Source organism: Kitasatospora sp. NPDC056181 (assembly GCF_042266225.1).
Taxonomy (GTDB): domain Bacteria; phylum Actinomycetota; class Actinomycetes; order Streptomycetales; family Streptomycetaceae; genus Kitasatospora.
In genome coordinates, this window is record NZ_JBHJUK010000016.1 from 12,950 (window position 1) to 34,510 (window position 21,561).

The following is a 21,561-nucleotide window of genomic DNA, read 5'->3' on the forward strand; positions in this document are numbered from 1 at the left end:
GGCGCAATCATAAGCAGACTTTGGAGAGCGCTCACCTAACCCCGACCGCACCTATGGTTTACGGACGAACCTCCCGCCCCACCACTCCTCCGACCCCCGCCCCTCCGGCCCCCGCTCCTCCGGCCCCATTCCTCCGGCCACGGGCGCCCGGACCGCTACGCCTGGGCGGACGGCGGCAGCCCCATCGACACCTCGGCCTTCGCCACCGGCGCCCCGCCCCGCATGCTCGGGCTGTGCCGGCTGCGGGCCTCGACCCAGCGGGCCAGCCAGGAGAGCAGCAGGCACATCCCGATGTAGACCGGCGCGATCACCATCACCACCGGGATGAACGGCAGGTCGTAGTCCAGGTTGGTCGCGATCAGCTTGCCGGCGTGCAGGAACTCCTCGTAGGTGATCAGGAAGCCCAGCGAGGTGTCCTTGAGCGCCACCACCAGCTGGCTGATGATGGCCGGCAGCATCGCGCGGTTGGCCTGCGGCACCAGGACGTACGCCATCACCTGGGTCTTGCGCATCCCCAGCGCGTACGCCGCCTCGCGCTGCCCGGCCGGCACCGCCAGCACGCCGGCCCGGAGGACCTCGGCCAGCACGGAGCCGTTGTACAGCACCAGGCCGGCCACCAGCGCCCAGAGCGGCTCCACCTGGAGCGCGGCGAAGATGAAGAAGATCATCACCAGCAGCGGCATGGCCCGGAAGAACTCCACCACCAGCGTGGAGAGCCCGCGCACCACCCGGTGGTCGGAGAGCCGCCCGGCGGCGAACAGCGCGCCGAACGGCAGCGCGAACAGCACCGTCCAGCCGAAGGCCTTGAGCGTGTTGGCGAGCCCGCGCAGCAGCAGGTCCTGGACGCCCTCGTACTGGAAGGCCGTCCACTTCCCGTAGGTGAACTGCTCGGTGTGGAAGAGCATGTAGACGATCCAGCCGACCAGCGCGGCGATCGCCGCCAGCGCGATCATCCCGTAGAGCCGGTGCCGGGCGAGCGCCCTGGGGCCGGGGATGTCGTAGAGCGCCGAGGATTCCACCGTCACCGGGCCACCGCCACTCGTCGTTCCAGCAGGTTGAAGACGGCACTGATGGACAGTGTGATGATCAGGTAGCCGACGGCGATCCAGACGAAGGTCCAGACGATGCCGTAGCCCAGCTCGTTGATGGTCCGGTAGGTGCCGAGCAGCTCGGTCACGCTGAACGCGCCGGCGATCGCGGTGTTCTTGGCCAGCGCGATCATCACGCTGCCGATCGGCGCGACCACCGACCGGTACGCCTGCGGAAGCACCACCAGGCCCATCGTCTGGCCGAAGGTCATCCCCAGGCTGCGGGCCGCCTCGCCCTGGCCGGTGGGCACGGTGTTGACGCCCGAACGCATCGCCTCGCAGACGAACGCCGAGGTGTAGCAGCCGAGGGCGAGGACGGCGAAGGCGAAGAAGGGGAGGGTGATGTCGAACCGCGGCAGGCCCAGCACCACGATGAAGAACAGCAGCGTCAGCGGGGTGTTGCGCAGCAGGGTCACCCACGTGGTGCCGAAGACCCGGAGCGGCTTCACCGGTGAGACCCGGAAGCTCGCGATCAGCACCCCGAGCACCAGCGCCAGCACGGCGCTCACCACGAAGAGCGAGAGGGTGCCGAGGAACCCGTGCCAGTAGATCGACCAGTTGTCGGTCAGCGTTTTCACAGCGGCCCTCTCAGTACCGGTCGATCGGCGGCGGGGTGGGGGCGGGCACCCCGGAGAGGCCGAGGGTGGCGTCGTAGGCCTTCCTCCAGTCGCCGTTCTCCTCGTGGTGCGCCAGGGCGTCGTTCAGTGCGCCGCGCAGCACCGTGTCGTTCTTCGGCGTCCCGATCCCGTACGGCTCCTGGGAGAACAGCGGCCCGACCACCTTCATCTCGTCCGGCACCTTGGCCGCGTAGCCCATCAGGATCGTGTTGTCCGTGGTCACGGCGTCCACCTGGGCCGTGATCAGGTTGTCCACGCAGGCCGAGTAGGTGTCGTAGGCGATCAGCCTGGCCTTCGGGTACTGCTTCTGGATCCGCTGGTAGGGCGTCGAACCGGCCGCCGAACAGACCTTCCTGCCGGCGAGGTCCTCCGGGCCCTGGATCGTGTTGTCGTTCCTGCGCACCAGCAGCGACTGACCGGCCAGGAAGTACGGGCCCGCGAAGCCGACCAGCTTCTTCCGGTTGTCGTTGATGGTGTACGTGCCGACGTAGTAGTCCACCTGACCGTTCTGCAGCGCGGTCTCGCGGTTGGCGGAGGCGATCGTCCTGAACTCGATCTGCTCCGGGGTGAAGCCGAGGTCGGCGGCGACCATCTTGGCGATCTCGATGTCGAAGCCCGAGTACTCCCCGGTGGCCGGGTTCTTCTGACCCAGGTAGGGCTGGTCCTCCTTGGCGCCGACCACCAGGTGGCCCCGGCGGCGGGCTTCGTCCAGGGTGGGCGAGCCCGTGATGCCGGCGCCGCTCTGCACCTGGTAACTGGGCAGCGAGCTGGGCTGCGGACCCTTCGGCGGCGGGGTGCCCTCCTTGCCGCAGCCGGCGAGCAGCGCCGTCAGGACCGCGAGGGCCACGATCTTCCTCACGACACCGCCCTCTCCACGACGCGGCCTTCTCATGGCGCGGCTCCCATGGAACGGCTCTCACGGTGCGGCCTTCTCATGACGCGGCTCTCACGACGCGGCCTTCTCATGACGCGGCCTCAGTGCTTCAGGATCTTGGACAGGAAGTCCCGGGCGCGCTCGCTCTCGGGGTCGCCGAAGAACGCCTCGGGAGCGCGGTCCTCGACGATCCGCCCGTCCGCCATGAAGACGACCCGGTTGGCCGAGGCCCGGGCGAACCCCATCTCGTGGGTGACCACCACCATGGTCATGCCCTCGTGCGCGAGCTGGCGCATGACGTCCAGCACCTCGTTGATCATCTCGGGGTCGAGCGCCGAGGTCGGCTCGTCGAAGAGCAGCGCCTTCGGCTCCATGGCGAGCGCGCGGGCGATCGCCACCCGCTGTTGCTGGCCGCCGGAGAGCTGGGCCGGGTACTTGCCGGCGTGCGCGACCAGCCCGACCCGCTCCAGCAGCGCCAGGGACTTCGCGTCGGCCTGCGCCCTCGGGCGTCCGCGGACCTTGATCTGGGCCAGCGAGACGTTCTGCAGCACGGTCTTGTGCGCGAAGAGGTTGAAGGACTGGAAGACCATCCCGACGTCGGCGCGAAGCTCGGCCAGCCCCTTGCCCTCCTCGGGCAGCGGCCGGCCGTCGATGAGGATGCTGCCCGCCTCGATCGGCTCCAGACGGTTGATCGCCCGGCAGAGGGTGGACTTGCCCGACCCGGACGGCCCGATCACCACCACGACCTCGCCGCGCCCGACCGTCAGCTCGATGTCCTGCAGCACGTGCAGGTCCCCGAAGTGCTTGTTGACGCCGCGGAGCTCGATCAGGGGCGCGAAGGCGGAACCGGGCTCCCCGGAAGCGGGCGCGGCAGCGGTCACCGGCTGCTCCGGCCCTTCATCAGCCAGCCCAGCGCGGCGCCCGCGATCAGCGTGGCGAGCAGGGCGATCCACAGCGGCGCGGTGACGGTGAAGACCCAGAACTGGATCTGCACCCGGTCGAGGTTGGCGAACAGGAACCACACCGCGAGAACGATGATGACGCCGATCCCGATGTACCGGGTGGGGATGCCACCGATCTCATTGCGCTTGGATCCGGACGAGCCGTCTGAAATCTTGGTCACACGCGCAGTCTGCGGCGGGATCTGACGATTTGTCCGGTTACGCGCCCGTCGGGTAACCCGCACGGGGCAACCCTGCCCCGTGCGGGTTTCACGCCCGGCCCCGAGTGCCCGGCCGAGCACCAGGCACGGCCGAGCACCGGGCAGTGCCAAGCACCGGCACCGCCAGCACCGGAACCGCCGATGACCGGCTCGGCCGAGTACCCGGGCATGGCCGAGCACCGGCCCCGGCTACCGCTCGTCGCGCCAGGAGCGCCAGAGCGCCGCGTACGGGCCGCCGGCCGCCACCAGCTCCGGGTGGCTGCCGTACTCGCTGATCCGCCCGCCCTCGACCACCGCGATCACGTCCGCGTCGTGCGCGGTGTGCAGCCGGTGGGCGATGGCGATGACCGTCCGCCCCTCCAACACCCGGGAGAGCGAGCGCTCCAGGTGCCGGGCGGCCCGCGGGTCCAGCAGGGAGGTGGCCTCGTCCAGCACCAGGGTGTGCGGGTCGGCCAGCACCAGCCGGGCCAGCGCCAGCTGCTGCGCCTGCGGCGGGGTGAGCGCGGCACCGCCCGAGCCGACCTCGGTGTCCAGGCCTTCCGCCAGCGCGTCCGCCCACTCCCCTGCGTTCACCGCGTCCAGTGCGGCGCGCAGCTCGGTGTCGTCGGCGTCCGGCGCGGCCAGCCGCAGGTTGTCGCGCAGGGTTCCGACGAAGACGTGGTGCTCCTGGTTGACCAGCGCGACCTGGGCCCGGACCCGCTCGGCCGGCATCCGTGCCAGCGGCGCCCCGCCGAGCGTCACGCTGCCCCGGCCGGGTGCGTAGATCCCGGCCAGCAGCCGGCCCAGGGTGGACTTCCCCGCGCCGGACGGCCCGACCAGGGCCACCCGGCTGCCCGGGGCGACGTCCAGACTGATGCCGTGCAGCACGTCGGCGCCCTCGCGGTAGCCGAACCGGACGTCCTTCGCCTCGACCCGGCGGCCGTCCGGCCGGGCGTCCTCGTCGCTCTCGTGCTCCGGCACCTCGCGGACCCCGACCAGCCGGGCCAGCGAGGCCTGCCCGATCTGCAGCTCGTCGTACCAGCGCAGGATCAGGTCGACCGGGTTGATGAGAGCCTGCGCGTAGAGCACCCCGGTGGTCAGCTGGCCGACGGTGATCCAGCCACGCAGCGTGAACAGACCGCCGAGCACCAGGGTGCCGAGCACCGCCAGGGTGTAGGCCGCGTCGATGGTCGGGAACCAGACCGAGCGGAGCCAGAGGGTGTACCGCTCCCAGGCGAGCCACTCGCCGAGCTTGCGGTCGGTCAGCCGGACCCGCTCGTCGCCGAGCCGCAGCGCCTCGACCGTCCGCCCGGCGTCGACCGTCTCGGCGAGCACGGTGTTCACCGCGGCGTAGCCGGCCGACTCGTTCCGGTAGGACTGCGGGGCGCGCCGGAAGTACCAGCGCGAGGTGACCAGCAGCAGGGGGAGGCCGATCAGCGAGGTGAGGGCGAGCAGCGGCGAGGTGACCACCAGCGCCCCCAGCACCAGCAGCAGCGAGACCACGGCAACGGCCAGCTCGGGCACCGCCTCGCGGATCGACTTGTCCAGCCGGTCGATGTCGGTGGTGCCGCGGGAGACCAGGTCGCCCGTGCCGGCCCGCTCCAGGACTCCGGTCGGCAGGGTCACCGAGCGGACCAGGAAGTCCTCCCGGAGGTCCGCCAGGACCCGCTCGCCGAGGATGCTGCCGCGCAACCGCGACCACCAGGTGAAGGCCGACTGCACGACCAGCGCCAGCAGGTACCAGCCGACGGCGACCGCGATGGTGGACTCGGCCGTACCGGTGGCCAGCGACTCGACCAGGGTGCCGAGCACCCACGGCCCGACCAGCCCCGCGACGGTGGCCACCGAGTGCAGCGCCACCACCGAGGAGAACCCGGCCCGGTGCCGCCGGGCGAGCAGCCCCAGGTAGGCGCGGACGGCGGCCGGGGAGCCGACCGGAAGGGTGGTGGCCGGCCCCTGCTCCCGTTGGACGGGGGGCTTCATACGGTGCTCCTCGGATGGTCTGGTTGCCGGCGGTGCGGGTGCGGGTGCGGGTTACGGCGGTGCGGGTGCGGGTTACGGCGGTGCGGGTGGTGCGGGTGGTGCGGGTGCTGCCCGGCCGCCGCGCTCCTCCGCGGCGTCGCCCGGTTCGGGGCGGAGCCGTTCGGAAGCCGGTCCGGGTACGGGGCCGGGCCGTTCACACGCCCTCCCCGACCGGGGCCGGCTCCTCGTCGCGGGTGACCACGGCGCGGTAGACGGGCTCGGTGTGCATCAGCTCCCGGTGCCGCCCGGCCGCGACGGCCCGGCCGTCCTGGAGCAGCACCACCCGGTCCGCCTGGTCGAGCAGCAGCGGGCTGGTCGCGAACACCACGGTGGTACGCCCCTCCCTGTTCTTGCGGAGCCCGGCCGCGATCCGCGACTCGGTGTGCGCGTCGACCGCGCTGGTGGGCTCGTCCAGGACGAGCACCGGCGGGTCGGCCAGCAGCGAGCGGGCCAGCGCCAGCCGCTGGCGCTGGCCGCCGGAGAGCGAGCGGCCGCGCTCGGTGATCCCGGCCCGCATCGCATCGCCTCCGCAGTCGGGCGAGCCGTCCACCAGGGCGTCCAGCACGTCCTCCGCACGGGCGGCGGCCAGCGCCTCGGCGGGTGTGACCCGCCCGGAGGCGGGGACGTCGAGCAGGGCGGCCAGGGTGCCGGAGAGCAGCACCGGTACCTTGTCGTGGACCAGCACCGCCGCCCGCGCCTCGGCCAACGGAACGGCATCCAGTTCGGTGCCGCCGAGCCGGGCCGACGGCCGCGGCTGCTCGCCGTCGGCCAGCGGCACGTGCCCGCCGAGCCGCTCGGCCAGCTCCCCGGCGAAGTCCGGGTCACCGCACACCACCGCGGTCAGCTCGCCGGCCCGGACGGTCAGCCCGGAGGCCGGGTCGTACAGGTCGGACTGCGCGGGCCTGGTCAGCTCCGCGTCAGGCGTGCCGGTGGTCCGGCTGAGCGAGAGCACCCGGACGGCCCGCCCGGCGGAGACCCGGGCGACGCTCCAGGCGTGCGCGGCCTCACCAAGGATGCGCAGCGGCGCCGCCAGGAACGCGGTGGCGCCGTAGACGGCGATCAGCGCGCCGATGCCCATCCGCCCGGTGGCGGCCAGGTGGGCGCCGTACCACGTGACGCCGACCACGAACAGGCCTGGCAGCAGCACCTGTTGGGCCTGCATCAGCGACCAGATCCGGGCCGAGCGGACGGCGGCGGAACGGACCTTCTGGGAGGCCGCCCGGTAGCGGGCGAGGAACAGCTCCTCACCTCCGATGCCGCGCAGCACCCGGAGCCCGGCGACGGTGTCGGCGGCCAGCTCGGTGGCCTTGCCGCCCAGCGCCCGCTGCTCGGTGTAGCGCCGCTCGAACGGGCCGAGCAGCGGCCAGACCGCGGCGGCCAGCACCGGGACGCCGAGCAGCACGACGAGGCCGAGCACCGGCTGGGCGATCAGCACCGCGGTGCTGACGGCCAGCCAGACGATCACCGCGCCGCGGACCCGGGCGACCAGCTCGACGTACCAGCCGATCTTCTCGACGTCGCCGCTGCCGACCGCGACGATCTCGCCGGTGGCGATCCGCCGGGAGAGCCCGGTGCCGAGGTGCGAGGCCTGGCGGGCCACCAGCTGGCGGACCTGGGTCGCGGCGTGGATCCAGTTCCACACCGCCTGCCGGTGCAGCAGGACGGCCCCGAGCGCGGCGACGGCGGAGAGGGCGAGCGCGGCGGCGCCGGCCCGCCAGATACCGGCGGCATCACCGTCGACGGCGGCCTGGACGCCCAGGCCGAGCGGCACCGGCAGGGCCGCCTGGCTGCCCATCTCCAGCAGTGCCCAGCAGGTGGCGCGCACCTGGCCGCGCCGCTGGCTGCGCTGGAGCCAGCGCAGGAAGGCGAGGGGGGAGGAGAGGTCTGGGCCGCCGGGATCGGCCAGCGGCAGGGTCTTGAGCGGCATGACGCTCCGTTGCGGGTGGGACGGGCGGGTGGCACAGAAGGCGCGGGTCGCGCGCCGATGCGAGGAGCGGGGATGCGGCCGGCACGGTCACGGCCGGGGCTGTTCAGGAGGTCATGGCAGCGAGCCTGCCAACCCGAATGTGACCTACGCAACAGGTTTTCGGCGCCGCGCGCCCCCGCTCGCGCCCCTCCCTGGCCGCCCGGGGCGTCCGACCGCGCCCCTCGGCAAGCCACTGCGTGCGCCGGTACACCGCGCTGGAAAATTCTTTTCCGCTTCGGGAACAAACCCGGCCGCCCCACCGGTTGCCCCTGTGGAAGCAGATGGACGACCAGGAGGGCACCCCGTCCCGTGAGCAGCATCCCCACCGTCACCCTCAACGACGGCTCGCAGATCCCGCAGCTCGGCTTCGGCGTCTGGCAGGTCCCGGACGCGGAGGCCACCGCGGCCGTCCGCAGCGCCATCGGGGCGGGCTACCGCTCGATCGACACCGCGGCCATCTACGAGAACGAGACCGGCACCGGCCAGGCCGTCGCCGAGGCCCTCGCCGGCGGAGTGGCCCGCGAGGACCTCTACATCACCACGAAGCTGTGGAACTCCGGCACCCGTGACTGGTCCGGTGAGCAGGGCCGCGACGCCGTGCTGCGCGAGTTCGACGCCTCGCTCGCCAAGCTCGGCCTCGACTACGTGGACCTCTACCTGATCCACTGGCCGCGCCCGATGCACGGCAGCTACCTCAACGTCTGGAAGGCCTTCGAGCAGCTGCTCGCCGACGGCCGGGTGAAGTCGGTCGGCGTCTCCAACTTCGGTACCCAGCAGCTCACCCGCCTGCTCGACGAGGCCTCGGTCAAGCCGGTGCTGAACCAGGTCGAGCTGCACCCCTACTTCCCGCAGGACGAGCTGCGCGCCTTCCACGCCGAGCACGGCATCGCCACCGAGGCCTGGAGCCCGCTGGGCCAGGGCAAGGAGCTGCTCTCCGAGCCGGCCCTGGCGAAGATCGCCGAGAAGCACGGCCGCACCGTCGCCCAGGTGGTGCTCCGCTGGCACCTGCAGAGCGGCATCATCGCGATCCCGAAGTCGGTCACCCCGTCGCGGATCAAGGAGAACCTGGACGTCACCGGCTTCGAGCTGGACGCGGCCGACCTCGCCGCGATCGCGGGCGTCGCCACCGGCAAGCGGATCGGTCCGGACCCGCAGGAGTTCGACTGGAACTGACGCGTCCCGGCCCGGGTGCGTCCGGCGGCCCTGCCGGGCGCACCCGGGCCGGAACCGGGCCCGGCTCGTCGTCCGGACGCGAAGCGGCCGTCGTACCCGCCATGCCCGTCACGGTCCTCAGGGGCGACGCGGCCGTCAAGCCCGAAGGCCGCTCTCCCTCTGACGGGTCGGCGGCCTTCAGTGCGTTGGCGAATCGTTTTGGCTGGAGCTCAAAGGGCGAAGCCTAGAGCCGAGCCGCCTTGGCGATCAGCGCGAGCGCGGGCTCGTGCTCGTGCTCGTCGAGCGGCGACAGCAGCAGCCGCTGGACCTGGGCGACGCCCGCGGCCGAGCGGTGCAGCAGGTCCTGACCCGCCGGCGAGAGCGACAGCAGGTTGCGCCGCCCGTCCGAGGGGTCGCGCCGACGCTGGACCAGGCCGCGCCGGACCAGCCGGCTGACCATCTCGGCCATCGTGGCCTTGTCCAGCGAGGCCAGCTCGCCGACCGTGCGCTGGTCGGCGCCCGGCTCCAGTTCGAGCGCGTCGAGCACCGCGTACTGCGGCGCCGTCAGCTCCGAACCGACGTGCTCCGACCAGAGCTTGGTGTGCACCTGCTGGCTCACCCTGATCAGGTAACCGATCGCCCGCTGGGCGTCCAGCATCGGCCGCGCGTCGGTGAGGACGGCGACCGCAGCGGGTTCCAGCCTGGCTATCTTGGCCATCACCCGCACGATCTCCAGCTGCTCCTCCGCCGTGAGCGGCTCGAAGAGCGTGCGCTGCACGCGGACCACGCCACCCGTGGCCTCGCGCACCGCCTGTGCGCCGCTCTGCGAGAGAGCGAGCAGTTTGCGCCGGCCGTCGGCCGGGTCGCGGCGTCGCAGCACCAGGCCACGCCGGACCAGCCGGGCGACCATCTCGGCCATCGTGGCCTTGTCCAGCGACGCGCGCTCGCCGACCGTCCGCTGGTCCGCACCCGGTTCGAGGGCGAGGACCAGCAGTACGGCGAACTGCGGAGCCGTGAGATCGGCTCCGACATGTTCTGACCACAGCCTGGTGTGAACCTGCTGTGCAACGCGGATGAGGTGACCGGGCGACTGCTGCAGTCGCGCGGACACGCGGGTCGTCGGGATCTCCCCCAGCACCATGTATCCGTCCCGATGTCACACCCGGTGTGTGTGGGACACCCGGGTGGGGCAGTAACGGCGAGTGGGCGTCCCGCTGTGAGGGAGGGCGCTCCAGCCGTGCAGCCGGTGGCTGCTGGCGGACACTATACAAACGGCGGGCCCTCGCTGGCAGGCGGGGGCGGATAGTAGACGCAGGTTCGGCAACATTGGCATATTTACGCGCCGTGCCGACCCGTCAGTAACCCGTTTGCAGGAGAAAGCCGACCGGTCGGTCCTTACCCTCGGTCACCTGCGACTTCCGCCCTGGCCGCGGACCTTACTCGCCGGTAGGGTATGGCCCACCCGGCGGTCCGCCCCGGGGACGGGGCCCACCCGGCCCCGCGACCGGCTCCACCCACGGGTCCGGTCGCGAGCGAACGACGGACGGACCGGGAGCCGCGACCGGCACCGGGCCGTCCATCGGGCCGGCACCGGAGAGCATCGGGCCGGCACCGGGCAGTATCAGACCGACACCGGGCCGGCACCGGGCGCTCCCCGGAGCACCACCCGAGCCACAGCCGAGCCAGATCCGAGAGAGACGAGAGCGAGCATGACCGAGCAGACCACCGCCCCCAGGGTCGCCGTCGTCACCGGCGCCGCACGTGGACTGGGCGCCGCCACCGCCGAGCGCCTGGCGGCCGACGGCTACGCCGTCGCCGTCCTCGACCTGGACGAGGCGGCCGGCAAGGACACCGTCGACCGGATCACCGCCGCGGGCGGGCGGGCCGTCGCGGTCGGCGCCGACGTCTCGGACGCCACCCAGGTGCAGGCCGCGGTCGACCGGATCGTCGCCGAGCTCGGCGCCCCGGTCGTCCTCGTCAACAACGCGGGCGTACTCCGCGACAACCTGCTCTTCAAGATGTCCGAGTCCGACTGGGACACGGTCATGAACGTGCACCTGCGCGGCGCCTTCCTGATGACCCGCGCCGTCCAGAAGCACATGGTGGACGCCGGCTTCGGCCGGATCGTCAACCTGTCCTCCTCCTCCGCCCAGGGCAACCGCGGCCAGGCCAACTACTCCGCCGCCAAGGCCGGCCTGCAGGGCTTCACCAAGACGCTGGCCATCGAGCTGGGCAAGTTCGGCGTCACCGCCAACGCCGTCGCCCCCGGATTCATCGCCACCGACATGACCGCCGCCACCGCCGCGCGGGTCGGCATGGAGTTCGAGGACTTCAAGCGCGCCGCCGCCTCGCAGATCCCCGTCCAGCGGGTCGGCCTGCCCGAGGACGTCGCGCACACCATCTCGTTCCTGGCGAGCGAGGGCGCCGGATTCGTCTCCGGCCAGGTGATCTACGTGGCCGGCGGTCCCCTCGACTGAGGCACCGAACCTACACAGGGTTACCACGGAGTGGGAACCGGCCCGGCCGGTCTCCCGCTCCGTTCGCTTTGCCCGCCCTTGGGGAAAGATTCCCGAAGACTGTACTGATATACGACGAAAGAATATCGGAAAACCGACCCCGAGCGAGCCGGTTACGGTCACATAGGCACTTTACCGGAGAATTCCGAATTCCTCGGAGAATGCCGCGGACCTGCTGGGTAGGGTCACCGGCGTGCAAGCGCCGAGTGAATTGCCGGAAAATCTGACCACTCGCCGCGAGCGCCCGAGCCGCACCCCGGGGAACGTCGCCGGAGAGCCCGGCTGGCCCCCGCTGAACCGGCGCCGGGCCGGCCTGCTGGCCGCCACCTGCCTCGGCTACCTGCTGGTGGTGGCCGGCGTGCTGCTCGACAGCGCATTGGTCGACCTCGACTGGTCGGTGCGGCTGGCCCGCCCGTACGAGCGGTGGCCCAGCCTGGAACCGCTGCTGGACAACTGGGTGGTGGCCGGCCAGCGGGGCCCGTCCGCCATCGCCGCCTTCGCCTGGCTCGGCTGGCGCGCCCACCGGTTGCGGCGGCTGCGCCCGCTGCTGGTGATGGGCGCCGCCCTGTTGCTGCTCAACGTCACGGTCGGCGGCGTCAAGATCGTCACCGGTCGGCTCGGCCCGCACTACGCGCACTACGTCGGCTCGCCCGAGCTCTTCTCGGGCGGGACCATCTTCCCGTCCGGACACACCGCCAACGCCGTGGTCACCTGGGGCGTGCTCGCCCACCTGGCGGTCCGCTGGCGGCGCACCGGCGCGGTGCTCGCCGCCGCCACCGCCTGCTCGGTCGGGCTCACCACCGTCTACCTGGGCACCCACTGGGTCACCGACGTCCTGGCCGGCTGGGCCGCCGGGCTGCTGGTACTGCTCTCGCTGCCGCTGCTGGAGCCCCTGGTGACCGCCGCCGAGCAGCGGCTGACCGCCCGCCGGGCCCGCCGGCGCGACACCGTGCGGCCCGCCGCCCCACCACCGGCCACCCCTCGACCGGCCCAGGCCCGCTCCGGCAGAGCACGGACGGACAGAGCACGGACGGCACGAGCACGGACGGACAGAGCACAGCCGGACAGAACACAGCCCGACCGGTCGCAGCCCGACGCGGCCCGGCCCGCCACTGCGCGGCCGGACGCTACCCCTCCCAGCTCCGTTCCACCACCCCGTCGCGCACCGCGAGGTTGAGCCGCCCCTCCCGGTGGTCCATGGTCATCATCGCCCCCGGGGGCAGCACCCGGACCGATGCCCAGCCGTGCCGCCCGGCCAGCTCCTGGGCCCGTTCCACCCGCAGCCCCGCGTAGCCCTCCGCGTCCGCCTCCGTCATGGCCCCTCCCCGCCTCGCACCCCGGACGTACGCTGGAATCGTAGACCGGAACGCCCGGGTGACCGCGGCGGAAGCAGAGCTTCAGGAGGAGGTGACCGGGCGTGCGCACCACCACCCCCCGCCGTTGGCGGAGCGGCACCGAGCCCGCCACCGCCCGCAGCGATCTCAAGCTGCGCTACCTGCTCGCCCTGACCTTCACCCCGCTGTTCGCCCTCACCACCGTGGCCTTCGCGGTCTGGGCCGCGAACGCCCCGGCCTTCGGCGCCCCCAGCCGGGGCACCCTCACCGGGTTCGCCGTGGCCTGTGGGCTCCTCACCCTGTTCGCCGCCGTCGATCTCGTCATCGTCATCCGGCGCCGCCGGACCGAGCTCTGACGCGGTATCTCCCACGGAGTGGGAAGCCGGTCCGGCCCGGCCTCCCACTCCGTCCGCGAGCGCGGCTCAGCGGTTGCCGACCGCCTGTTTCACCAGCGTGCGGCCGAAGTCCCACATCAGGCCGCTGCCCCGGTGCGCGTCGTCCATCACGTCGGTGAAGGCGTCGACGAACCGGTCGACGTCCCGCTCGGTGATGATCAGCGGCGGGATCAACTTGATCACTTCCAGGTGGTCGCCGGACACCTGGGTGAGGATCCGGTGCCGCTGGAGCAGCGGGACGACCACCATCTGCGCGAACAGCCCCTTGCGCGCCGCCTGGAGCGCCGTCCAGCCGGTCCGCAGCTTGAGCGACTTCGGGCGGCCGAACTCGATGCCGATCATCAGACCGCGGCCCCGGACCTCGGCCAGCAGCTCGTACTTGTCGACGAGCGCGGTCAGCCGCTCCCGGAAGAGGTCGCCGACCCGGCGGGCGTTCTCCACCACCTTCTCGTCCCGCATCACCTCCAGGGTCGCGAGCCCGGCCGCCATCGCCTGCGCGTTGGAGCCGAAGCTGGCCGAGTGCACCAGCACCCGGTCCATCGAGGAGTAGACCTTCTCGAAGATCCAGCTCTTGCCGAGGGTCGCCCCGACCGGCACGTAGCCGCCGGAGAGCGCCTTGGCCGCGCAGACCAGGTCGGGCAGCACACCCTCCTCGTGCTGGTAGGCGAAGAACTCGCCGGTCCGGCCGATGCCGGTCTGCACCTCGTCGCAGATCAGCAGCGCCTTGTGCTCGTGCAGCAGCGCCTGCGCCGCGCGCAGCCAGCCCGGCGGCGGCGCCTGCACGCCCTTGCCCTGGATCGGCTCGACGATCAGTGCCGCGACGTCGCCCCTCTTCAGCTCCTTGGCCAGCGCCCCGAGATCGCCGAGCGGGATGGCGGTGTCCGGCAGCAGCGGGTCGAAGCCCTTGCGGAAGCCGCTCTCGCCGTTGACCGAGAGCGAACCGGTGGTCAGCCCGTGGAACGCGTGGTCCGCGTAGAGCACCCGCTTGCGCCCGGTGGCGTAGCGGGCGAACTTGAGCGCTGTCTCGACCGCCTCGGTGCCGCTGTTGCCGAAGAAGACGCGGTCCAGCCCGGGTGTGTGGGCGAGCAGCCGCTCGGCGAGCAGGCCGGGCAGCGGCGAGCAGTCGAAGCGGACGAGGTCGGGCAGGTCGAGGTCCATCACCTGCTGGACCGCCGAGCGCACCACCGGATGGTGCCGGCCCAGCGCGAAGATGCCGAAACCCGCCAGCATGTCGAGGTACTCGTTGCCCTCGGCGTCGTAGAAGTACGGGCCCTGCGCGCGCTCGTAGTACTTGTCGAAGCCGATGGTGTGCAGCATCCGCGGCAGCTGCGGGTTGAGGTAGCGACTGTGCAGCTCGTAGCGTTCCGCACCGCGTTCGGCGATCAGGGCGGCGAGGTCGAAGCGGGCCCCGGCACGGGCCCCGGTGCCGGCCTCGAAAGGGGCCCCGGTACGGGCGTCGGGTGCGTCTGGGTCAGCCGGCATGGCGCTGGTTCGCTCCTCGGGTCGGTAGCAGGTTCTTGGCGAAGGCGGCGGTCTGGGCGGCGACCCCGGTGCCGGTCAAGCCGGTCTCCTCCAGGATCTCGCCGCGGGCGGCGTGCCCGAGGAACTCCTGCGGCAGGCCGAGCACCCGGACAGGGACGTCCACGTCGGCGTCCCGCAGCGCCTGGGCGACGGCGGCGCCGACACCGCCCGTCCGCCCGTTGTCCTCGACCGTGACGACCAGCCGGTGTGCGGCGGCGAGCGCGGGCAGCGCCGGATCGACCGGCTTGACCCAGCGCGGGTCGACGACGGTCGCGGTGAAGCCCTCGGCGAGCAGCAGCCGCGCCGCGTCCAGCCCGGCGGCCGCGGTCGTGCCGACGGCGACCAGCAGGATCTCGGGCAGCTCCCCGGTGCGCAGCAGCACGTCCACGCCGCCGATCCGCTCGACGGCCGGGACGGCCGGGCCGATGTCGGCCTTCGGGAAGCGCACCACGGTCGGCGCGTCCGCCACCTCCACCGCCTCGCGCAGCTGTGCGCGCAGCTGGTCGGCGTCGCGCGGTGCGGCCAGCCGGAGGCCGGGGACGACCTGGAGGATCGACATGTCCCACATGCCGTTGTGCGAGGCGCCGTCCGGGCCGGTCACCCCGGAGCGGTCCAGCACGAAGGTGACGCCGAGCCGGTGCAGGGCGACGTCCATCAGCACCTGGTCGAAGGCCCGGTTGAGGAAGGTGGCGTACACGGCGACCACCGGGTGCAGCCCGCCGGTGGCCAGCCCCGCCGCGCTGGTGACGGCGTGCTGTTCGGCGATCCCGACGTCGAAGATCCGCTCGGGGTACGCCTTGGCGAACTTGGCCAGTCCCACCGGCTGGAGCATCGCCGCGGTGATCGCCACGACGTCCGGCCGGTCCGCGCCGAGCGCGAGCATCTCGTCGCCGAAGACGGACGTCCAGGAGACGCCGCCGCTGGGCGAGACGGGCAGGCAGGTGTACGGGTCGATCGGCCCGACGGCGTGGAACCGGTCCGCCTCGTCCTGCTCGGCCGGCCGGTAGCCGCGGCCCTTGACGGTCAGGCAGTGCACGATCACCGGCCCGCCGAAGCCGCGCGCCTGCCGCAGGGCCTGCTCCACGGCGGCGAGGTCGTGGCCGTCGATCGGGCCGAGGTACTTCAGCCCGAGGTCCTCGAACATGCCCTGCGGGGCGAAGGCGTCCTTGAACCCCTTCTTGGCGCCGTGCAGCGCGTCGAAGATCGGCTGCCCGACCAGCGGGGTGCGCTGGAGCGCTCCCTTGCCGAGGGCGAGGAAGCGCTCGTAGCCCTGGGTGGTGCGCAGCGTCGCGAGGTGGTTGGCGAGGCCGCCGATGGTCCTGGCGTACGAGCGCTCGTTGTCGTTGACGACGATGACCAGCGGCCGGTCCCGCGCCTCGGCGATGTTGTTGAGCGCCTCCCAGGCGAGCCCTCCGGTGAGCGCGCCGTCGCCGATGACCGCGACGGTCTGCCGGTCGTACTGGCCGAGCAGCCGGGCCGCCTTGGCGAGGCCGTCGGCGTAGGAGAGGGCGGTGGAGGCGTGCGAGTTCTCGACCAGGTCGTGTTCGGACTCGGCGCGCGACGGGTACCCGGAGAGCCCTCCCCTGCTGCGCAGTCCGGAGAAGTCCTGGCGGCCGGTGAGCAGTTTATGGACGTAGCTCTGGTGGCCGGTGTCCCAGACGATCCGGTCGTAGGGCGAGTCGAAGACCCGGTGGAGGGCGATGGTCAGCTCGACCACGCCGAGGTTCGGGCCGAGGTGGCCGCCGGTCCTGGTGACGGCGTCGATCAGGAACTCGCGGATCTCGTCCGCGAGGAGCGGGAGGTCGGCGGCCGGGAGCTTCCGCAGGTCGGCCGGGGACTTGACGCTGGAGAGCAGTGACATGTGTTCACCTCACGACTCGGAGCGGTGCAGTGGCCCCCCTGGGCGGGACGACCCGGCACGGGAGGGTGCTCCCGTGCCGGGCGGGGTGCGGTCAGCGGCCGCGGTTGGCGCCGACGGTCTCGGTGACGGCGCGCAGCGACTCCTTGAGGGAGCCCATGGTGGCGAGGACGGCGGTCGGCTCGTAGCCGCAGTGCGCCATGCAGTTGGCGCAGCGGGCGTCCTTGCCGCGGCCGTACTTCGACCAGTCGGTCTTCTCGATCAGCTCGCGGTACGTGGGCACGTACCCGTCGGCCATCAGGTAGCAGGGGCGCTGCCAGCCGAACAGCGAGTAGTTGGGGATGCCCCAGGCGGTGCACTCGAAGTCGACCTTGCCCTCCAGGAAGTCCAGGAAGAGCGGGCTGTGGTTGAGGCGCCAGCGCCGCCGGTTGCCGCCGGCGAAGGTCTTGCGGAAGAGCTCCCTGGTCTGCTCGACGCCGAGGAAGTGCTCCTGGTCGGGGGCCTTCTCGTAGGCGAACGCCGGGGAGATCATCATCTCGTCGACCTTGAGCTCGTCGTTGAGGTAGTCGAGCACGTCGATGATGGTCTGCGGCGTGTCGGTGTTGAAGAAGGTGCTGTTGGTGGTGACCCGGAAGCCCCGCCGCTTGGCCTCCCTGATCGCCTCGACCGCCTCGTCGAATGTGCCCTCCTTGGCCACCGAGGCGTCGTGCCGCTCGCGCAGCCCGTCGATGTGCACGGTGAAGGTGAAGTAGGGCGAGGGCTTGAACTTGTCCAGCTTCTTGCGCAGCAGCAGCGCGTTGGTGCAGAGGAAGACGTACTTGCGACGCTCGACGAGCTGCCGGACGATCTCGTCGATCTGCGGGTGCATCAGCGGCTCGCCGCCTGCGATCGAGACCATCGGGGCACCCGACTCCAGCACCGCGCCGACCGCCTGGGCGACCGGCATCCGCTGCTTCAGAACACCCGCCGGGTGCTGGATCTTGCCGCACCCCTCACAGGCCAGGTTGCAGGCGAAGAGCGGTTCCAGTTCGACGATCAGCGGGAACTTGTCCCGCCGCTTGAGCTTCTGCTGCATGAGATAGGTGCCGACTCGCACGGTCTGGCGCAGCGGCATGGCCATGGCTAGCTCGCCTCCTGAGGGAGCGTCGAGGATGTGGGTTGGTTGGTGGTGCCGGGTGCCGGGCGGCTCCGGGCCGGGCTGTGCTGTTCGTACCAGTCGACCAGTGCGGGCACGGTGGCCCGCAGGGTGCGCCAGGCCCGGACGCCGGCCGGCAGGGTGCCCGGGCGCAGCAGTTCGTGCTCGGGGGTGTCGACCACCACCCGCAGGACGGCCGCGGGCATGGCCGGGCGGAGCTCCTGGAGGGCGGCGAGGACGGCGGCGGCCTCCATGTCGACGGCGAGCGCCCCCTGGAGGTGCAGGGCTCGCCGCTCCAGTCCGCGCACCACGTGGTCGGCGGTGTGGTGCACGCCGGTGTGGGCGGTCAGCCCGCGGACCTTGAGGGCGCGGGTGAGCTCCGGGCCGGAGTCGACCGCGAAGAGGTTCCCCTCGGCATTGCGCACCCCGTCCGCGACGATGACGTCTCCGGGCGCCATCCCCGGTGCGACGGCCGCGCCGAAGCCGGCCACCACGACGGCCCCGTAACCGCCGGGGGCCGAGGTGAGCAGCCGTCGGACGGCGTGCGAGGCCCTCCGGCGGCCCACGCCGGTGCGCACCAGCACCGGCGGACCGCCGGCCGCGCCGCGCCAGTCCCCTCCGCGCAGGGCCCAGACCTCGGGGCCGAGCGCGCAGAGCACCAGCAGGGGGGCACGGTTCACCGGGGCACCCCGATCGCCGGGGTGCCCGCGGCGGGGGTGCCCTTGCCGGTGGCGGGGCTGCCGTGGAGGTAGCGGCCGAGCGCGGTGACCGGGAAGACCAGCCGGTACAGGTGGTAGTTGATGGAGAAGTCCCACGGGAAGCCCGTCCCGGTGAACTGCGGCTCGTCCCACGTCCCTTCGGGCAGCTGGGTGCGGACCAGCCAGTCGACCCCGCGCTCGACCGCCGGGTTGGCCCGGCCGTCCGGGCCCTCGCCGGCCGCGAGCAGCGCCATCAGCGCCCAGGCGGTCTGCGAGGCGGTGGAGTCGCCGCGCCCGGCCCAGCGGGCCGGGTCCTCGTAGGAGCGCATGTCCTCGCCCCAGCCGCCGTCGGTGTTCTGCCGGTCCTCCAGCCAGCGGACGGCGCGGCGGATCGCGGGGTGCTCGTCCGGCACGCCGGCCGCGACGAGGGCGGGCAGCACCGAGCCGGTGCCGTAGATGTAGTTGGTGCCCCAGCGGCCGAACCAGGAGCCGTCGGCCTCCTGGTTGCGCAGCAGCCACTCCACTCCGCGGCGGGTGCGCGGGTCCCTGCCCTTGCCGACCTCCGCGAGCATCTCCACCACGTGGGCGGTGACGTCGGCGGACGGCGGGTCGACCACCTCGCCGAAGTCGCAGAACGGCAGCTTGTTCGGCAGGGTGCTGGTGTTGTCGACGTCGAAGGCGCCCCAGGCGCCGTTCTTGGACTGCATGCCGAGGTTCCAGCCGACGCCCCGGTCGACCGCGCCGGCCACCTTGGCGGGGTCGGGGTGGTCGACCCGGCGGAGTGCGAGCACCACCTCGGCGGTGTCGTCGATGTCGGGGTAGGTGTCGTTCTCGAACTCGAAGGCCCATCCGCCGGGGGCCAGCGAGGGCCGCTGGACGGACCAGTCGCCGCGGCGGGTGATCTCCTCGGCGAGCATCCAGTCGACGGCGGAGACCAGTGCGGGGTGGTCGGCCGGCACGCCGGCGTCGGCCAGTGCGATGGTGGCCAGGCAGGTGTCCCAGACCGGGGACTGGCAGGCCTCCAGCCAGCGCCGGCCGTCCTCGGTGTGCACCGTGAAGCGGTCGAAGGAGGAGAGCCCGGCCTGCATCACCGGGTGGTCGAGCTCGTAGCCCTCCAGGTGCAGGGCGATCAGCGAGTAGACCGCGGGCGGCTGGATGCCGCCCCAGCAGCCGTCCGCCTCCTGCCGCTCGACGATCCAGCGGCAGGCCTGGGAGAGGGCGAGCCGGCGCACCGGGCGCAGCGCCCGGTGGTGGTAGGCGTGCAGCACCTTGTCCAGGCGTTCGAAGAGGCCGTCCCAGGTGGTGGCGCGGGCGAGCGGGCGCTCGGGGAAGGGCTGGTCCGGGTCGGTGTGCAGCTCGGTGAGCGGGAAGGGCGCGGGGCGGACCGGGCGGTGGGCCGAGACGATGGTCAGCGGCACGATGGTCTGCCGGGCCCAGCAGCCGAAGGCGTAGATGTTCAGCGGGAGCCACTTGGGCACGAAGATGATCTCGGGCGGCATCTCCGGCAGCCGCTCCCAGGGCCACCAGCCGAAGAGGGCGAGCCAGATCCGGGTGAAGACCCGGGCCGCCGCGATGCCGCCGGCGGACCGCACGTAGCGGGCGGCGGCCGCCATGTGCGGGGCGTTCGGGTCGTCGCCGGCCAGTTTGAGGGCGACGTACGCCTCGACGGTCGTGGAGAGCTCGGCCGGTCCGCCGTGGAAGGTGGACCAGGTGCCGTCCTCCCGTTGTTGGGAGCGGATCCACTCGGCGGTGGCCTTGGTCTGCTCCTCCGTCCGGATCCCGAGGAACTGTCGGAGCAGTAAGTCCTCGGCGTCCATGGTGACGTTGGTCTCGAGGTCGCCCTTCCACCAGCCCTCGGAGCTCTGGAGTGAGAGCAGGTGGGTGGTGGCGCGGGCCAGTGCCTCCTCGGCGGAGGCCGGTCCGTGCTGTTGCTTGTCGGGGTGGTCGGGGTGGTCGGCCGGGCCGTCCGGGTCGGCCCCCGCGGGCTGCCACCGCCCGGCACTCAGCAGCGCCGGGGGGCGGTCGCCCACCGCGACCGGCTCGGAATCGTACTCAGGGTCGAGCCGGCCGTCCGCGGTTGCTGTCAACGTAACGTCACCTCTCTCGTACCACCACGAATTCGGCGAGCGCGACGAAGTGCTCGCGCACCACGTCGGGCATGGGCACCTCGTCCAGGGCGGCGAGGGCAGTCGTGTGCTGGCGGCGGGCCTCCTCCTGTGTCCAGGCGCGGCCTCCGGCCTGCTCGATCAGGGCGGCGCGGGCGGCCAGCTCGGGCTCGCTCTCCTCGCCGCGGCCCTTCGGATCGGCCAGTTCCTCGGCGAGCCGGCGGGACGCGGCGCCGCCCTCGGCGAGGGCGGCGGCGACCGGCAGGGACTTCTTGCGCTGGCGCAGGTCGCCCCAGTGCGGCTTGCCGGTGACCTCGGTGGCGCCCCAGATGCCGAGCAGGTCGTCCACCGCCTGGAAGGCCAGGCCCAGGTGGTGGCCGTAGCGCTGGAGGGCGTCCGAGACGCGGTCGTCGGCGCCGGCCAGGACGGCGCCGATGGCGGAGGCGGCGGCGAGCAGGGCCGCGGTCTTGCCGCCCTCCATCTCCAGGCACTCGGCGACGGTGACGCTGTCGCGCTGCTCGAAGGCGACGTCCCTGGCCTGCCCGTCGATGAGCCCGCGGGTGGCGGTGGTGAGCAGCCGGACGGCGCGTGCGGCGTCGGCGGCGCTCGCCCCGCCGCTCACACCGGCGTCGAGCAGCACCTCCGTACCGAGTGTCGCCAGGGCGTCGCCGACCAGGATCGCCTGGGCCGGTCCGAAGACCGTCCAGGCGGTGGCCCGGTGCCGTCTGGTCTCGTCACCGTCCATCAGATCATCATGGAGCAGGGAGAAGTTGTGCACCAGTTCAACGGCCACCCCACCGGGCACACCGGCCTCGGCCGGGGCGCCGACGGCCTGGGCGGAGAGCAGCGCCAGGGCCGGGCGGACGGCCTTGCCGCCGTCCCCGGCGGCGGGCGTGCCGTCCCGGTCGATCCAGCCGAAGTGGTAGGCGGCGACGGTGTCCATCGGTGCGGCCAGGCGCGCGACGGCGGCCTTCAGCGGCGGGGTGCAGAGCTCGCGGCTGCGGGCGAGCAGCTCCGGCACCGAGACCGGTTCGGCGTGCGCCGTGCCTCCGACGGCAGTGCCGGTGCGTGACTCCACGTGCGTTCCCTCTCCCTGGTGGTGCCGGGCCGCACGGGACGGCCGGGCGCTGGCGATGTCG

19 protein-coding genes are annotated in these 21,561 nt (G+C 72.6%); 4 read left to right on the forward strand and 15 right to left on the reverse strand.

All coding sequences use genetic code 11. The annotated features are described in order from the left end of the window. Positions 1–155 precede the first annotated feature (155 nt). The 7 genes from ACFC1F_RS09390 to ACFC1F_RS09420 all read right to left on the reverse strand — a co-directional run bounded on the left by ACFC1F_RS09390 (position 156) and on the right by ACFC1F_RS09420 (position 7,669). Positions 156–1,025: an amino acid ABC transporter permease gene (locus ACFC1F_RS09390; RefSeq protein ID WP_376156796.1), complete on the reverse strand. Its 870-nt coding sequence runs from the start codon at positions 1,023–1,025 to the stop codon at positions 156–158. Further along, positions 1,022–1,666 carry an amino acid ABC transporter permease gene (locus ACFC1F_RS09395; RefSeq protein ID WP_376156798.1) on the reverse strand — a complete coding sequence of 215 codons (645 nt, stop codon included), beginning with the start codon at positions 1,664–1,666 and terminating at the stop codon, positions 1,022–1,024. The genes ACFC1F_RS09390 and ACFC1F_RS09395 overlap by 4 nt, the downstream gene beginning before the upstream one ends. Positions 1,667–1,676: 10 nt before the next feature. After that, positions 1,677–2,597: a glutamate ABC transporter substrate-binding protein gene (locus ACFC1F_RS09400; RefSeq protein WP_376156800.1), complete on the reverse strand. Its 921-nt coding sequence runs from the start codon at positions 2,595–2,597 to the stop codon at positions 1,677–1,679. Positions 2,598–2,680: 83 nt separating this feature from the next. After that, positions 2,681–3,409, reverse strand: a complete 729-nt coding sequence (locus ACFC1F_RS09405) for an amino acid ABC transporter ATP-binding protein (RefSeq protein WP_376156876.1) — start codon at positions 3,407–3,409, stop codon at positions 2,681–2,683. Between the two features lie 47 nt (positions 3,410–3,456). Beyond that, the gene (locus tag ACFC1F_RS09410; RefSeq protein ID WP_376156802.1) at positions 3,457–3,702 is read right to left on the reverse strand and encodes a lipopolysaccharide assembly protein LapA domain-containing protein; all 246 of its coding nucleotides are present in this window, start codon (positions 3,700–3,702) and stop codon (positions 3,457–3,459) included. Between the two features lie 228 nt (positions 3,703–3,930). Next, complete coding sequence (locus ACFC1F_RS09415; protein WP_376156803.1) at positions 3,931–5,703, reverse strand: ABC transporter ATP-binding protein; 1,773 nt, start codon at positions 5,701–5,703, stop codon at positions 3,931–3,933. Positions 5,704–5,896: 193 nt separating this feature from the next. Next, complete coding sequence (locus tag ACFC1F_RS09420) at positions 5,897–7,669, reverse strand: ABC transporter transmembrane domain-containing protein (RefSeq protein ID WP_376156805.1); 1,773 nt, start codon at positions 7,667–7,669, stop codon at positions 5,897–5,899. A gap of 348 nt (positions 7,670–8,017) precedes the next feature. Here ACFC1F_RS09420 and ACFC1F_RS09425 point away from each other — a divergent pair, with 348 nt between their 5' ends. Continuing rightward, entirely contained in the window at positions 8,018–8,881 is an 864-nt protein-coding gene (locus ACFC1F_RS09425) for an aldo/keto reductase (RefSeq protein WP_376156807.1), read from the forward strand. 223 nt (positions 8,882–9,104) lie between these two features. Here ACFC1F_RS09425 and ACFC1F_RS09430 read toward each other — a convergent pair whose 3' ends face one another. Continuing rightward, positions 9,105–9,971 (reverse strand): MarR family winged helix-turn-helix transcriptional regulator, encoded by an 867-nt coding sequence (locus ACFC1F_RS09430; RefSeq protein ID WP_307852847.1) that lies wholly within the window; start codon positions 9,969–9,971, stop codon positions 9,105–9,107. 598 nt (positions 9,972–10,569) lie between these two features. Between ACFC1F_RS09430 and fabG the strand changes: the two genes are divergently transcribed. Continuing rightward, entirely contained in the window at positions 10,570–11,337 is a 768-nt protein-coding gene (fabG, locus tag ACFC1F_RS09435) for a 3-oxoacyl-ACP reductase FabG (protein ID WP_148641615.1), read from the forward strand. A 232-nt stretch (positions 11,338–11,569) separates the two neighbouring features. Next, positions 11,570–12,553 (forward strand): phosphatase PAP2 family protein, encoded by a 984-nt coding sequence (locus ACFC1F_RS09440; RefSeq protein ID WP_376156810.1) that lies wholly within the window; start codon positions 11,570–11,572, stop codon positions 12,551–12,553. Here ACFC1F_RS09440 and ACFC1F_RS09445 read toward each other — a convergent pair. Then, positions 12,504–12,692: an I78 family peptidase inhibitor gene (locus ACFC1F_RS09445; RefSeq protein WP_209408534.1), complete on the reverse strand. Its 189-nt coding sequence runs from the start codon at positions 12,690–12,692 to the stop codon at positions 12,504–12,506. The two genes, ACFC1F_RS09440 and ACFC1F_RS09445, sit on opposite strands and share 50 nt — an antisense overlap. 101 nt (positions 12,693–12,793) lie before the next feature. Here ACFC1F_RS09445 and ACFC1F_RS09450 point away from each other — a divergent pair, with 101 nt between their 5' ends. Continuing rightward, entirely contained in the window at positions 12,794–13,066 is a 273-nt protein-coding gene (locus tag ACFC1F_RS09450; protein ID WP_209408536.1) for a DUF6343 family protein, read from the forward strand. Positions 13,067–13,132: 66 nt separating this feature from the next. Here ACFC1F_RS09450 and ACFC1F_RS09455 read toward each other — a convergent pair whose 3' ends face one another. From ACFC1F_RS09455 to ACFC1F_RS09480, 6 genes are all read right to left on the reverse strand, one after another. Continuing rightward, positions 13,133–14,587, reverse strand: a complete 1,455-nt coding sequence (locus ACFC1F_RS09455; RefSeq protein ID WP_209408538.1) for an aspartate aminotransferase family protein — start codon at positions 14,585–14,587, stop codon at positions 13,133–13,135. After that, complete coding sequence (dxs, locus tag ACFC1F_RS09460) at positions 14,577–16,487, reverse strand: 1-deoxy-D-xylulose-5-phosphate synthase (RefSeq protein WP_209408540.1); 1,911 nt, start codon at positions 16,485–16,487, stop codon at positions 14,577–14,579. Before dxs ends, ACFC1F_RS09455 begins: the two co-directional genes overlap by 11 nt. A 91-nt stretch (positions 16,488–16,578) precedes the next feature. Beyond that, complete coding sequence (hpnH, locus tag ACFC1F_RS09465; RefSeq protein ID WP_376156812.1) at positions 16,579–17,604, reverse strand: adenosyl-hopene transferase HpnH; 1,026 nt, start codon at positions 17,602–17,604, stop codon at positions 16,579–16,581. 2 nt (positions 17,605–17,606) lie between these two features. Next, positions 17,607–18,299, reverse strand: a complete 693-nt coding sequence (locus tag ACFC1F_RS09470; RefSeq protein WP_376156814.1) for a 1-hydroxy-2-methyl-2-butenyl 4-diphosphate reductase — start codon at positions 18,297–18,299, stop codon at positions 17,607–17,609. Further along, entirely contained in the window at positions 18,296–20,404 is a 2,109-nt protein-coding gene (shc, locus tag ACFC1F_RS09475) for a squalene--hopene cyclase (protein ID WP_245203934.1), read from the reverse strand. Before shc ends, ACFC1F_RS09470 begins: the two co-directional genes overlap by 4 nt. A gap of 7 nt (positions 20,405–20,411) precedes the next feature. Then, positions 20,412–21,500 carry a polyprenyl synthetase family protein gene (locus ACFC1F_RS09480; RefSeq protein ID WP_209408552.1) on the reverse strand — a complete coding sequence of 363 codons (1,089 nt, stop codon included), beginning with the start codon at positions 21,498–21,500 and terminating at the stop codon, positions 20,412–20,414. Positions 21,501–21,561 lie beyond the last annotated feature (61 nt).

Bases quoted from the DNA above. Each gene is read 5' to 3' on its own strand.
- ACFC1F_RS09400 (WP_376156800.1), bottom strand. From the start codon at position 2,597: ATGAGAAGGCCGCGTCGTGGAGAGGGCGGTGTCGTGAGGAAGATCGTG.
- ACFC1F_RS09415 (WP_376156803.1), bottom strand. From the start codon at position 5,703: ATGAAGCCCCCCGTCCAACGGGAGCAGGGGCCGGCCACCACCCTTCCG.
- ACFC1F_RS09420 (WP_376156805.1), bottom strand. From the start codon at position 7,669: ATGCCGCTCAAGACCCTGCCGCTGGCCGATCCCGGCGGCCCAGACCTC.
- fabG (WP_148641615.1), top strand. From the start codon at position 10,570: ATGACCGAGCAGACCACCGCCCCCAGGGTCGCCGTCGTCACCGGCGCC.
- ACFC1F_RS09445 (WP_209408534.1), bottom strand. From the start codon at position 12,692: ATGACGGAGGCGGACGCGGAGGGCTACGCGGGGCTGCGGGTGGAACGG.
- ACFC1F_RS09455 (WP_209408538.1), bottom strand. From the start codon at position 14,587: ATGCCGGCTGACCCAGACGCACCCGACGCCCGTACCGGGGCCCCTTTC.
- dxs (WP_209408540.1), bottom strand. From the start codon at position 16,487: ATGTCACTGCTCTCCAGCGTCAAGTCCCCGGCCGACCTGCGGAAGCTC.
- hpnH (WP_376156812.1), bottom strand. From the start codon at position 17,604: ATGGCCATGCCGCTGCGCCAGACCGTGCGAGTCGGCACCTATCTCATG.